At 38.2% G+C, this 14,915-nt stretch carries 9 protein-coding genes; 2 read left to right on the plus strand and 7 right to left on the minus strand.

The genetic code is table 11. The features are described from left to right. Nucleotides 1-171 precede the first annotated feature (171 nt). The 4 genes from VEI_RS04865 to VEI_RS04880 form a co-directional block, all read right to left on the minus strand. Entirely contained in the window at nt 172-3,915 is a 3,744-nt protein-coding gene (locus VEI_RS04865; RefSeq protein ID WP_059362610.1) for a PolC-type DNA polymerase III, read from the minus strand. A 2-nt stretch (nt 3,916-3,917) separates the two neighbouring features. Further along, nucleotides 3,918-4,898 carry a DNA polymerase III subunit delta gene (gene holA, locus VEI_RS04870; protein ID WP_059362613.1) on the minus strand — a complete coding sequence of 327 codons (981 nt, stop codon included), beginning with the start codon at nt 4,896-4,898 and terminating at the stop codon, nt 3,918-3,920. 14 nt (nt 4,899-4,912) lie between these two features. Then, a complete protein-coding gene (locus VEI_RS04875; RefSeq protein ID WP_223209323.1) occupies nt 4,913-6,712 on the minus strand; it encodes a ComEC/Rec2 family competence protein in 1,800 nt (599 codons plus the stop codon). A gap of 352 nt (nt 6,713-7,064) precedes the next feature. Further along, nucleotides 7,065-7,685 carry a helix-hairpin-helix domain-containing protein gene (locus tag VEI_RS04880; protein ID WP_059362619.1) on the minus strand — a complete coding sequence of 207 codons (621 nt, stop codon included), beginning with the start codon at nt 7,683-7,685 and terminating at the stop codon, nt 7,065-7,067. A 153-nt stretch (nt 7,686-7,838) separates the two neighbouring features. Between VEI_RS04880 and VEI_RS04885 the strand changes: the two genes are divergently transcribed. Next, nucleotides 7,839-9,068 (plus strand): aminopeptidase, encoded by a 1,230-nt coding sequence (locus VEI_RS04885; RefSeq protein ID WP_059362622.1) that lies wholly within the window; start codon nt 7,839-7,841, stop codon nt 9,066-9,068. A gap of 123 nt (nt 9,069-9,191) precedes the next feature. On the opposite strand, the gene VEI_RS04890 is transcribed toward VEI_RS04885, so the two are convergent. From VEI_RS04890 to VEI_RS04900, 3 genes are all read right to left on the minus strand, one after another. Next, nucleotides 9,192-9,671: a deoxycytidylate deaminase gene (locus VEI_RS04890; RefSeq protein WP_059362626.1), complete on the minus strand. Its 480-nt coding sequence runs from the start codon at nt 9,669-9,671 to the stop codon at nt 9,192-9,194. Nucleotides 9,672-9,754: 83 nt separating this feature from the next. Continuing rightward, nucleotides 9,755-12,223 carry a leucine--tRNA ligase gene (leuS, locus tag VEI_RS04895; RefSeq protein WP_059362629.1) on the minus strand — a complete coding sequence of 823 codons (2,469 nt, stop codon included), beginning with the start codon at nt 12,221-12,223 and terminating at the stop codon, nt 9,755-9,757. Nucleotides 12,224-12,303: 80 nt separating this feature from the next. Then, complete coding sequence (locus VEI_RS04900; protein ID WP_059362632.1) at nt 12,304-13,929, minus strand: glycosyl hydrolase family 18 protein; 1,626 nt, start codon at nt 13,927-13,929, stop codon at nt 12,304-12,306. Between the two features lie 131 nt (nt 13,930-14,060). Here VEI_RS04900 and lgt point away from each other — a divergent pair, with 131 nt between their 5' ends. Beyond that, complete coding sequence (lgt, locus tag VEI_RS04905) at nt 14,061-14,897, plus strand: prolipoprotein diacylglyceryl transferase (protein WP_059362635.1); 837 nt, start codon at nt 14,061-14,063, stop codon at nt 14,895-14,897. The last annotated feature ends 18 nt before the right edge of the window (nt 14,898-14,915 follow it).

Raw genomic sequence — 14,915 nt, forward strand, 5'->3', positions numbered from 1 at the left:
CTACTTTTGAGCAAAAAGAATGGCACCAACCATACATATGATTGGTGCCAAAGAAGGCTCGTAGGGTGAACACCCCAACATTTGACAGAGAGCCATAATTAAACTGCAAAACTTTCAAAAAAAGGTGTCATCAAGCGATGACACCTTTTAATTTTAATTAAATCAACTGAGTTAGCCAAATAACGACATTTGTTCGTCTTCTGGCAAATCACCACAGCATCTTAGTTCTTTCATCGTTTCAATGATGGTAGCCGATACCTTACAACGACGTTGTAAGTCTTTTAACGATGTAAAAGGTTTTGCTTCTCGTTCTTCTACAATCGCATCAGCAACGGTTTCACCAAGGGAGTCAATGGCCAAGAATGGTGGTAATAGTGCGCCGTCCTTAATGCTAAATCGGCGAGCACCGGAATGTTGAATATCTACGTTAATAAAACGATAACCCCGTTGATACATTTCCATGGATACCTCTAAGGCAGACATCAAATCCTTTTCCTTAGGGCTGGCACCACGGTCAAGAGCTTTAATTCGATTAAATTCTTTCAATTGTGTATTCAAATCACCGGTCATGATCCGTAAATCAAAGGCTTTAGCACGAATTGAGAAATACGCTGCATAGAATGCCAACGGATGATATACCTTAAACCACGCAATACGGAAGGCCATCATAACATAAGCAACGGCATGGGCACGTGGGAATAGATAGGATATCTTTTTACAAGACTCAATAAACCATTCAGGAATATTATTTTCTCGCATTTCTTTTTCAAATTCCGTAGTCGCTTGGCCTTGTTTATTTCTCTTTTCAATGCCCTTCCCTTTACGAACATTTTCCATGACGAAGAAACTGTTTTTCTTATTCATGCCACGATGAATCAAAAAGTTCATTACGTCATCACGAGTAGAAATAGCTTCGTTCAATTTACAAGTACCATTTTTAATGAGTTCCTGTGCATTATCGAGCCATACATTCGTACCGTGGGAGAAACCGGAAATACGAACTAAATCAGAGAATGTTTGAGGTCTAGAATCTTCTAACATGCCCCGTACAAATTTCGTACCACACTCCGGTACGGCAAGGCTGGCTACTTGGTCACCTTGTAACTGTTCAGGCGTCAATCCAATACCCTCAGTTGATGAGAATAAACTGAGCGTTCTAGGATCATCAAAGGGAATTGTTTTTGCATCGATACCTGTCAAATCCTCTAACATACGGATAATAGTAGGATCATCATGGCCCAGAATATCGAGTTTTGTCATACGCCCTTCAATGGAGTGATAATCAAAGTGAGTGGTCAATACGCCACTCTCTTTTTTGTTGGCCGGATGTTGAATCGGTGTAAAATGGTGCACATCCATATCACGAGGACAAACCATAATGCCACCTGGATGTTGGCCTGTCGTATTTTTTACATTTGTAAAACCTTTTGCGAGGTGCTCAAGGAATCCACTGCGAGCCTGAATATTTCTTAGCTCTGCATATTTCTTTACATACCCAAATGCAGTCTTATCTGCAATGGTACCAATAGTACCGGCTTTAAATACATTATCACGACCGAACAATTCTTCTGTGTACTTATGAGCCTTCGCTTGGTAGTCACCAGAGAAATTCAAATCGATATCTGGAACCTTATCGCCTTCGAAACCAAGGAAGATAGCAAACGGAATATCATGACCATTCGTTTGCAATGGATGACCACAATTTGGACAATCACGACGTGGTAAGTCAAATCCACCAGCATATTCTCCATTTTCGTAAAATTCTGACCATTTACATTCAGGGCAAATATAATGCGGTGGCAATGGATTAACTTCCGTAATCTCAGACATGGTAGCAGCAAAGGACGAACCTACAGAACCACGAGAACCTACGAGGTACCCATCATCTAGTGATTTCTTAACTAGCTTATGAGCGATATAGTAAAGCACGCCATAACCATTGTTGATAATACAATCAAGTTCGTAATCAAGACGCTCTTGTACTACTCGAGGTAATGGATCACCATAAATCTTCTTTGCATTTACATAGCACATTTCTGTGAAAGCTTCATCAGCCCCTTCGATTTTAGGTGAGTAAGTACCATCTGGTACCGGTTTTATATCTTCAATACTATCGTTAATAGCACGCGTATTTGTAACAACAACTTCATAGGCCTTTTCTTCACTCAAATATGGGAATGAAGCTAACATTTCATCAGTAGTACGCAAATGTAAATCTGGTTGTTCATCCGCATCAGGGAACCCACAAGCTGTCAACATAATCTCACGATATATCTTTTCCTCTGGTGTTAAATAATGAACGTCACAGGTAGCACATACACGTTTATTGAGGGCTTCGCCCAATTCAATAACCGTCTTATTCATATCGATCAGAGCTTGTTCATCTGGCACGATACCCTTGCGAATTAAGAATGTATTGTTGGTATGTGGTTGAATTTCAAGGTAATCATAGAATGATGCAATCGTTAATAGCTCTTCTTTAGAAGCCCCCTTAACAATAGCCTGCATCAATTCACCTGCTTCACAGGCAGACCCTATAAGAATACCTTCACGATGCTCTTCAATGATAGAACGAGGCAATCGAGGTCTCCGTTTATAGTATTCCAAATGGGATATGGAAATCATTTTATACAGATTACGTAAGCCCACCATATTTTGAGCTAACAAAATAATGTGATAACGAGGCGCCTCATCTTTTCGTTTTACAACGTCTAAGGATAATTCTTTTTCTAAATCCGCATCATCAACGAGATAGCCTTCAACGCCATAAATAACCTTAACACCAAGTTCTTTACCAAGTGCTTGTGCTTCAGGAAAGGCTTGTACAACACCATGGTCCGTAATAGCAACCGCAGGATGGCCCCACTTTTTGACAGTTTTAAATAAATCCTTAATCGATACGAGTGCATCTTTATCACTCATCTTAGTATGGAGATGAAGCTCAACACGAGAATCTGGTCTGTCTTCTGTCCGTTCATTTGTATTGTCTTCTTCGATAGCTTCGATACTACGTATAGATAAAATATAGTCCTTATCAAATCGATCATCAAAGTTGACACTACCTTGAACACGAACCTTTTGCAATTTCTTTAATTGCTTTAATAAGGCATCCCCTTCTTCTGGACTATTCGTAAATTTGATAAACTTCATACTGTTCGTATCATCTACGATGCTACCATTTACGATACTTTTACCAGTCCTAGTATCGCGTTTATCAAGGCCAACGAACACACCTTCAAAAATAACACTTGGTGTTTCTACAGTGCCCATAATGCTCGAAGTCGTACCCTCAATGCGTGGACCTAAAATCATACCCTCATCAGTAGGTGCATCCTTAGGTGCGCGTTGTGGATATTTCTTACCACCTTTGTGTTGATGTCCGCTATTAGCTGAAGATGTAGATGATGAGCTACTAGATACAGATGGATTTCTTGTAGTTACAGACTCATACGATGTGGGGTCTGGATTAAAATAGTCCAATTCTACTGCATCCATAAATGGTACAAACTCATCTGTATAATCAATTTCATCTGCATAATCAATTTCGTCATCATTGTTGCCAGCAAAAGATTTTCCCCGTTCTGGCATATTCTCTTCTTCTAATTTTTGACGACGTGCTTCTATATCTTCAATAAATTCACCTACACCACAACCACCGGCATAGTAGTATGGTGCAAATTCTTCATCATCGTCATCTACCTTCCATGCAAAGCAGCAAGATGTAGTTGCATTGGTAGGAATAGTATCAAAGGAAATATTTTTTTCTTTATACCAAGCAGCTAATCGTTCTTGTAATGATACTAATGTTTTAAATGCTGAATCTGCTGCTTGTATGGTTACCTGTTTATCATCACAATTCACATAGAAAGCAGGTTTACTATTCTGTTTTGGTACTACTCGATAACGTACTTTCATTTTTATCCCTTATACCCACAATAGGTCAAACATAAATCCCTAAAACGCCACATATCCCCTTTGCTTGTGCGACTATCTAATATTACCTCATATAATCCTTTTAAGAGTACTTTCAATGCTGTAATAGATATACGAGAACTAGCTTCGTAAGCTAATTTTATAGGATATGGTTTTAAGGTTGACCCATTTTCTTTACAAAAATTTTCTACCTGTTTAGCTGTCATACCTGCAGCACGACATTCGCTTACCAATAATTGGAGCCGCAACTGTCCTTCGATATAGCCCATAGCACGATCGATTTCTTTATAGCTAAACATAAACGGAAATAATTCTAATAAGGTATTCACATCTTGTTTTAATAAAGCTTCTTTAAAGGTAAAGATATTTTTAGCTCCATAATTACTGCTATGTTCCATTAAAAAGGATTTATCTATTTTCTTATGATTACCTAATAACAGAAAATATCTATCAAACTCGGTACGCATAAATGCTACAGGAACATCTTGCCATAACTGTAATAGCTGTGATAAATAATCATATCCGTCAGGCGTCAATGTAAATCCATTAGAAGTGCAATAATGACGGATCCACATTAATAAATCATCCCCCTCTAACCGTTTACACTCCTTATGTGGAATAGAATCTAATATCTTTTTATTTTGTTTTAATCGTTTATCCACCATATCGTGATAGATAATAAGTACTGGATTATCACCGGTATAATTCATCAGTAAATCGGCCAGTGCATCCCATTCTTGACTCTCTTTTTGGCCTGCTTTTTTCAAGATAGGTAAATTGATGAGACAAATTACCTTAGCATCGCCAAATAATGAATCCTCCATCAATTGTTCTGATATTTTAGAAGGACCTGCTTCATCATGCAACACGCGCACATCTAGATTTTTATGAGATAAGAAAAACTTTTGTTTCTCTTCTTCTATAAGTTGTGGTTCATTACCATAAATTAGATATACTTGATTCATCGCCAGTCCTCCTTTCATAATCGATAGTCCGGAATATATTGATAGCCCCATAAATGAACATGTTCTGCATCGGGATCAATGTCTCGCATCGCTCCGCGAGGCATGCTAACAAGCACGGGATGATTCAAATGTAATGCTACAATTTGATTCACCATATACGACTGAGAGGTAATCAAAATAGTGTTCCTCATATCATTTAATTGTAGTTTTTTTTCACCATTTTGTCTATTATAGACCATCACAGACGTTATATCATTTTTGTATAAAACAGTATTTTTGCCCGTCGATTGAAATCGTTGAACATGAGCATTTTTTAATGGAATACCAAAACTTTGGAGTCCATTTCTTACGCGAATTTCACTAGCTTTCATAGGAATAGCATCAGGCGTATCAATATATACCATAGCCGTTTTTTCATAAGGCTTAACAATGAGGAATGCATTTGACTGTTTCATAGGTATAATATGCAAAATCGTTTCATTCCTATATAAGATGCCACTATAAGCTATAGCAATTATGCCAATTCCCATAAGTACAATTCCTTTTGTGAAAGTTCTAAATTTAAGCTTTAATGAGACTAGGTTAATATATAGTAATCCCACACATCCATAGTATAACACCCCTAATGTGGCAGAAATGGTACCTATCCACCATAGACATATAGAACTGTTAGCGAGATGCGCATTTACATATAAACAGATAGTTAATATCCAGTCGATTACGTTCCACACCATACCTATTGGTAGAAGTAAGGATATTATGGTACAACCAAATAACATAACAATAGCTATATCAAGTAAAGGTGTAATAATAATAGCTGCAAAAAGACTGGCTAAACTCAAATAGTGAAAGTAATAGAGCTGGAACGGTATCAATAAAAGCTGTGCACTGATGCAGAGTACTAGTGGAGCTTTCACAATCGGTGGCAATACTGTAATCCATCGATATAATGGCATGCCAAATAATAAGAGCCCATAGGTAGCTCCAAAGGATAGTTGAAAGCTCACATCTAATAACAGTAGTGGGTCATACAGTAAAAATAGTATAGCTGTAATTGCTAAACCTTGTTTTGCCGTATACATGCGCCCCTTTATATACGCTAAAGCGAGCCATATTCCCATGATGGTTGAACGCACCACAGGCGCACTAAGTCCAACTAGAATACAATAGAAAACTGACAATACAATACCACCAATCATGGCATACCGTTTTTTGATGGTACATAATCTACAAATTCCATATACAATTGAAAATAATAGCGCAATATGAGATCCCGAAATAGATAGAATATGAATAATACCTGTATATCCAAATTGCCGCAATACATCTTCGCCCAATTCGCCATAATGGCCGCCTAGAACTAAAGAAACACCAAGCCATTTAGTCTTATCAGATAGGTATCTCTGCATCAACGTTTCAACAGTACTACGCATATGTCCAATTATGTGAAGATACTGTTGATAGTATCCTACATAAGAGGCCAACTTATACGTCTGTAACGTATGTATATCTACTATCTTATACGTCCCCTCAAATATAGATGCCATTTCTCCGTTGCGGATGGCCTTATTTCTTCTATCAATGGTGCCCCGTTCTTCTGTTAAATACAATTTCTTAGGTGTGCCATTGACGATGATGGTGTCCCCCATATGAATAGGCGAGGATTTCTCTTCAATGGTTACCTTAATATGACCATCCGCCTTAATATGAAGGCCTTTTGCCGTATCCTTATGTGGCTCTAATCCAAGCAACATCGCACTGAAGGTTTTATATTTCTTTTCTTCAATTACCGTTGTCTCTACAGGAGAATCCACGAGTAAAGCATACTCTCCTTCTTGTGATATATAAAATTTTGTATGCCCCACATAATGATTAATTTCACGATTAACATGTATATAAGTTGCAATACCTAAGCCACAGGATACTAAAATAGTTACTAGGATATATGTACACGACAAAGATGTATATAATCTATACCGTATGATAGATTTTATAAAGGTATATAGTAAATATACAATTGCTCCCAAAATGCAGTACCAACTTGTATCGAGTAATACATAGTGCGTACTATAGGCATATAAACTGCTAAGAATAATACCACTCAATATACAATGAGCCATCTCGGAATAGGTAATTAGCATATTCAAGGTCAAATATATAGGCAATTTAGACCGTAATTCTGTCCCGTATCTTCTTAAATAATCCATCACCGATACCCTTTACCTGCTTAATATCCTCTATGGATGTAAAAGCACCCTTGCTTTGACGATATTCTTCAATACGCTTAGCCATGGTAGGACCAATTCCTGGTAACGCATCCAATTCCTTTACACTAGCCGTATTGATATTTATTTTCTGATTTCTTAATAATGCTTCAGGATTTCCGTGAAAGTTAAATTTGATATGAACATGTTGCCCTCCTTGAACAGTTTCTGCTAAATTAATGGCTTCTACATCTGCGTAAGGCAGTGCTCCACCAGCCCCTTTTATAACATCTCCAACTGTAGAAACTGATGATAACTTATACAGTCCAGGTGACTGAATGGCACCTGTTACATATACGATGATATCTTTTTCATCAGTATTAGACGTTATTTTACCGTCACTCAACTCAAAATTAGAATCTACCTCTTTTTCAGTATTTTCTTTTGACATATCTGCCGCTAATACAGATGAATCTGGCATTATGGTGCTTTCTTCTGTTATAATAGGCCATAGGAAATAAATTCCTACCAAAATACACAGGATTATTACAATCCACTTATGTGACATAATCATTTGTCTCATATAGTCACCTCCTACTGTAAGAGTTTCCATATAAGAAAAATAACTCCTACTTGTGACTCTATTAGTCACATAAGCAGGAGTTTTTAAACCTATGTCGAATATAAGGGCATACTTTCACAGTATTGCCCTATACCTAATGTTAAGGAGTATATAATGAATCAAGTATTATTACACAAGTACGCCCGCACACTGTTACAATCAGGCGTCAATTTACAAGAAAAACAAACACTCATCGTATCTGTTGATGTAGACAATAAAGATTTTGCTGTCATCGTTACAGAAGAAGCCTATCAATTGGGTGCCAAAGAGGTTATCATCTATTGGCGCCATACCCCAATTACACGACAACGCTTATTACATGCTGACTCTTCTGTATTAGAAACACCTGCTAAATGGATTCCTGTTTATTACGAACAATATGTAGAGGAAAAGGCAGCCTTCTTATCTCTTATCAGTGCCAATCCAAAAGCGTTAGCAGGAATTCCTACAGAGCGCATTAGCCTAAACTCACGCAATCTCAACAAGGTCCTATCCTTTTACCATACAGCCATCATGAACTCATCCGTAACATGGTGTGTAGCCGCTGTACCAACAGTGCTTTGGGCTGAACTTCTTGGCTATGAAGGATCTGATGAAGAAAAACTTAATCAACTATGGCTTACAATATTAAAATTATGTCGTCTCAATGATGTAGAGTCAAAAGAAACATATGCACATCACATGGCTAAGCTACGCCATCGTCGCGAAGCATTAAACGCTCTTGATTTGAAAGCATTACGATATACATGTGAAAATGGCACAGATTTACTTCTCGAATTGCCAGAAGACCATATTTGGCAAGGTGGGGAAGAGTTCTCCAAAGAGGGTATCAAATTTAATGCCAATATACCTACAGAAGAGGTGTTCTGTGCACCTCAATGGAATGGTGTAAATGGTAAAGTAGTCAGTACAAAACCACTTATCTACCAAGGCAATCCTATTTCTAACTTCTCCTTTACCTTTGAAAATGGTAAAATTGTTGATTACACAGCTGAAGAGGGGTTAGATATTCTGAAAGAACTCATCGAAACAGACGAAGGATCTCAATATCTTGGTGAAGTAGCCCTCGTGGACCACTATAGTCCTATTAGTCAATCTAACATGATTTACTATGAAACATTGTTTGATGAAAATGCATCCTGCCATTTAGCAATCGGTGCAGCTTATCCAACTTGTTTAAAAAATAGCGACGGTTTATCTGAAGAGGAACTCAAAGAACGTGGTCTTAACCATTCTCTCGCTCATGTGGACTTTATGATTGGTCACGAAAACATGAATATTAAAGGCATTACAAAAGACGGCCAACAAGTAGATATCATGATCGACGGCCGCTTATTGGTATAACACACAACATATAAAAGGGATGGCACATCCTCCGTAAGCTCCACCGGCCGGGTCTGACTTCGGCCTTCGGCCTCCGCAGGGCCAAAGTCGCTTTCGAAGGATACACCATCCCTCTTTTATCTATTATAGTGTTATTTCCAATACGCGGTCCGTCGATTGATATTCAATAATATCTACACCGGCCGTCTTTAGCATACGTTTTGAAGCCTTAACCTCTTTAGTATCTTTGTACAAATCATCTCGATAAATAACGGCCTTTATGCCGCTTTGAATGATAGCCTTTGCACATTCATTGCAAGGAAACAATGTTACATAAATTTTAGACCCTTCTAGAGAACCACCGCGATAATTTAGAATCGCATTTAATTCACTATGAACGGTATAGAAATATTTATTATCATCTGCCGTATCTCGTTCCCAAGTAAAATCATCATCACTGCAGTTTAACGGCATCCCATTATAACCAATGGATAAGATTTTGTTATCATTACTAACGATACAGGCCCCCACTTGTGTATTCGGATCTTTAGAGCGTTGCGCTGCCAAAATAGCAACGCCCATAAAGTATTCGTCCCAAGAAATATAATTGCTACGTTTTGCCATAATAACCTCTCTAGATAATAAAGCCCCCTTCTACCTATGTAGTTGGGGGCTTTCATTATATTAACAAATCATATATAAAAATATTATTTTACAACGATATTCACAAGTTTACCTGGTACATAGATAATCTTAACGATTTGTTTACCTTCTGTAAATTCTTGGACACGGCTAGATTCTTTAGCCAATGCTTCCAATTCTTCTTTCGTAATATTCACAGAAACAGTCAATTTATCACGAACCTTGCCATTAACTTGGAGAACCACTTCTACTTCGTCTACTTTAAGAGCAGATTCTTCGTATGTAGGCCAATTCATTGTATGAACAGATTCAGTTTCACCAAGTTCGTGCCACAATTCTTCTGTCATATGAGGTACGAATGGCGCTAATAACAACACGAGATTATGTGTTAATTCATTAGCAAGATCTGCATTTACAGCTTCAACTTTATCCTTGTGTGCATACATAGCATTTACAAGCTTCATGATAGCACTAATAGCCGTATTAAAGTTAAAGCTATTGTCTAAGTCTTCTGTAACCTTTTTAATTACACGATGTAATTCACGACGTAATGCTACTTCGTCTTTTGTAAGGTCACCTGAATGATTTTCCTTAGCTGCTTGGTCATACGCATCAACGATACGCCATACACGACCTAAGAAACGATAGGAGCCTTCAACACCTTGATCGCTCCAATCAAGGTCACGATCAACTGGTGCTGCGAACAAGATGAATAGACGAGCAGTATCAGCACCGTACTTATTGATGATTTCTTCTGGAGAAACCACATTGCCTTTAGATTTAGACATCTTGCTGCCTTCTTTAAGTACCATACCTTGAGTCAAAAGGCCGCGGAATGGTTCGTTAGCTTCGATGAGGCCTAAATCATGGATAACTTTCACAAAGAAACGAGAGTATAACAAGTGCAAGATAGCATGTTCAATACCACCGATGTATTGGTCAACATTCATCCAGTAGTTAGCAATTTTGGAATCGAATGGTGCTTTATCGTTCAATGCGTCAGTGTAACGCAAAAAGTACCAAGAGGAATCGATGAATGTATCCATTGTATCTGTTTCACGTTGTGCAGGGCCACCACATTTAGGGCACGTAGCATGCATAAAGCTTTCAGATGTAGCCAATGGAGAAACGGCACCAGATTCGAATTGAACGTCTTCAGGGAGAAGAACTGGCAATTCTTCGTCTGGTACGAGTTGTTCACCACATTTATCGCAATATACAACAGGAATTGGCACGCCCCAATAACGTTGGCGAGAGATAAGCCAATCGCGAAGACGGAAATTAGTTTTACCTTCACCGATACCGCGTTCGTGAAGTGCAGCTGTAATATTTTTACGAGCCTCTTCAGATGTTTGACCATCAAATTCGCCAGAATTAATCAACACGCCATCTTCGTGGTCAGATTCTTCCCATGCATCGAAATTGTAGCTTTCACCATTGTGAGAAACAACAGGTTTAATAGGCAAATCGTATTTATGAGCAAATTCCCAGTCCCGTTCGTCATGAGCAGGAGAACCCATAACTGCACCAGTACCATAATCTACGAGAACATAGTTAGCAATCCAAATTGGCACTTGTTCGCCAGACATAGGGTTTACTGCATAAGAACCAGTAAACATACCTTCCTTAGGAGCCTCAGTAGAGGTGCGGTCAATATCGCTCATATTACGCATACGAGTAATAAAAGCTTCAAGTTCAGCTTTATTAGGCGCATTCTCGATAAGGCGTTCCACATAAGGATGTTCAGGTGCCAATACAACATAGCTCACACCATAGATTGTATCTACTCGTGTAGTATAAACGGATACGCGCTCATTAATAGAAGGTACATCAAAGGAAAATTCTGTACCTTCAGAGCGACCAATCCAGTTTTTTTGCATCAATTTAACGCGTTGTGGCCAGCCATCAAGAGTATCGAGATCATCCAATAAGCGATCTGCATATTCAGTGATGCGGAGGAACCATTGGGATAAATCCTTTTTCTCTACAGGATTATCACAACGCCAGCAAAGACCATCAATAACTTGTTCGTTAGCTAATACAGTGTGGCAAGTTTCACACCAGTTTACTTTAGCTTCTTTTTTATAAGCTAAACCTTTTTTATAGAATTGTTCGAAGAACCATTGTGTCCATTTATAGTAATCTTCTTTACATGTTGCAACTTCACGGTCCCAATCATAGGAAAGGCCCAATGCTTTTTGTTGCTTTTTCATGTTCTCAATATTATCAAGAGTCCATGTTTTAGGCGCAATACCATGTTTAATAGCTGCATTTTCTGCAGGCATACCAAAGGAATCCCAGCCCATTGGATGCAATACGTTAAAACCATTCATTTTCTTAAAACGCGCTACTACGTCGCCGATGGAATAGTTGCGCACATGGCCCATATGCAAATTGCCAGATGGGTATGGGAACATTTCTAAGGTGTAATATTTCTCTTTGCTTTCATCGTATTCAGTTTTAAAAGTTTGGTTTTCATCCCAGTACTTTTGCCACTTAGTTTCAATATCTTGGGCTACATATTTTTCGTTCATGTAGGTGCCTCCTCAAATCTGTTTGTGATTCTAATTAATAGTATTATTGTACTACTTCGTACCATAAACCGTCAATTTATCTACTTTTTTACTACTTGAACAGCGGGAACGATAGACGCTATATCATTATCAACCTTTTGCTTTTCATTAGTAGCCTTAGCATTTGCTTTTGTACGTTCTTTAGATGCTTTAGCTTTAGCTTCAGCTTTCGCCTTTTCTTTTGCAGCTTTAGCTTCTGCTTTTGCCTTCTCCTTAGCTGCTTTAGCTTCTGCTTTCGCCTTTTCTTTAGCTGCTTTTTCAAGAGCCTTACGTTCAGCCTTTGTTAATGGTTTTTCAACAACAGGCTTAGGAGCTTCAACAACTTGTGCTGTGTTAGGTGTACCTTTACCTAAATCAACGCCTTGAATCATTGTAATCGTATTATCATCTTCAAAGCCTTTACGCCATGCAGCAAAGCCGGCCAATTGTAATTCTTTCACTAGGTTTAATTTATATCCTAAAGATTTATTATCTTCAAACCAAATCTTATCGGTACCACTAGCTGTTGGAATAGCTGCATAATAGGACTTTAATGTATCATTCCAAATAATATTAGATGCGTAGTTACTAAAATAAGTCGGTTCATTTTTAATAGCTAAGGTTTCCCCTCGTGTGCTGCCATTTACTTCATGCCAAATGCGAGTGTAAAACGGTATGCCAAGAACTAACTTATGACTTGGTACTTCATGCGTCATTTTTTCAGTATGTTCTCGAACCCAAGGATAACTCGCTACAGGTCCTGCAATAGTACTTTTAGCCCAAGTTTCATCGTAGGCCATCAATACAACGTAATCTACACTATCTGCAAAGGACTTACGATCATATACAAGAGACCAATTAGGACTATTGGAATACCCCGTTACATCTACAGAGGATTGAATATTATACTTATGTAATTCGTCAGCTAAGTATGCTACGAATCTTGTCAATTTATCACGGTCAGAATAGTCTACATTTTCAAAGTCAAAATTATATCCATCAAATCCATAAATATAAGCGTATTGAATGAGATTTTGAGCGTATTTCTTCCATACTGCTTCATCGGCTAAGATACCACTCGTAAAATCTGGATCAAAACGATTTGTAATAAGCGGCCACACATGATATCCGTTGGCCTTGTATGCTTTCACATAGTCCACATTAATATTAGGGCTAGATTCTAAGCCAAGGCTATGTAATTTGAACCAACTTGGAGAAATGATGTTATCTCCGCTGACATTCAATTTTTTTGCATACGGAGTATCTTGGTTAGGCCATGGATCAAAAGCCCAAGATAGAGGTCCTTGGACAGGTTTATTTTGCAATACTTGCATCGTCTCTGGTGCAGCGGTCAATTGAACGTGGTCCCTATCCTTTGTATATGTGACGCCTATCAACGGTGTTGCATTTTCTACATCAACATACTCGGCACCATCCCGTTTGGTAATCGGCAATTTAACCGGTTCCCCAACAGCTTTAGGATTCATCGTAATGGTCGTACCATTGAGTTCTAATTGTGGTACGTAGATTGTATAAGACGTCTTATATTGATTCGCCTCATAATTTCGATTCGTCGTATTCAAATATTGTTGTAATAGTACTAGCACCTCTGCTTTCACCGTATTACCTGAGATACTAGATAATACTGCTGCCGCCAAGGTAGTAACCATAGCAAATTTACGTAGCATGGATATCTCCTATTATATATACTTAATTGCTCCTGTTTACATAACAATTTCTATATTATATCATACATATATTGAGCAATATAAATTTGTGCTCTTTGAAAGCATAATTCATAAAACATAAAGGAGTTATTATGCATCAATATTTATTTTTTATAGGGGATTTTCCGATTAGAGCCTATGGTGTTATGCTTGCACTGGCAATTATTAGCGGTGCTTCTGTTGCGTATTTTCTACTCAAAAAGGATGGTCGCGGTTGGCATGAACATATCATCGATTTTTCTATTACCGTTGCCATTGCAGGACTTATTGGAGCCCGTTTATGGGATGTATTTTTCTTTGACTGGCATTACTATTCTAATCATCTCCTAGAGATACCTTATGTATGGCAAGGTGGTATGGCCATTCAAGGCGGTGTTGTATTCGGTACATTGGCCGGTTTTTGGTTTGTAAAAAAATACAATATCGATGCTTGGGCCTTTGCCGATGTATTTGCACCTGCCCTTATCTTAGCCCAATCGGTAGGGCGTATGGCCAATCTATTTAATGGCGACGCCTTTGGTCATCCTACAGGCAGTAATTTTGGGATTCTCTATCCTGAAAGTACCCTTGCGTACCGCACCTATGGTAATCAACCATTATGGCCTGCAGAAATATGGGAGGGTCAAATCGATATTCTTATCTTTGTAGCCTTATTACTGTTTAGCTCTTTTAAACATGCTAAGGGACAAGTATTCGTTCTATACGCTATTTTATATTCCGCAGCACGTTTCTTCTTAGAATTCTTACGCGGTGACTATGTCAATCTTACGATAGGATTAAAATCTGCACAAATGACTAGCCTCATCGTTATGATTGTAGGTGTGTGCGTATTTATCTACTTTGGCTATCTCGATAAAAAACAACAAGCCTTAACTGAGGCTAATAAAGCAGCTATCGAATCACCAACAAAACAAAAAAAACGAAAATAATAAAATCCTTCATTCACG

Source organism: Veillonella tobetsuensis (genome assembly GCF_001078375.1).
In the GTDB taxonomy this organism is placed as follows: Bacteria; Bacillota; Negativicutes; order Veillonellales; family Veillonellaceae; genus Veillonella; species Veillonella tobetsuensis.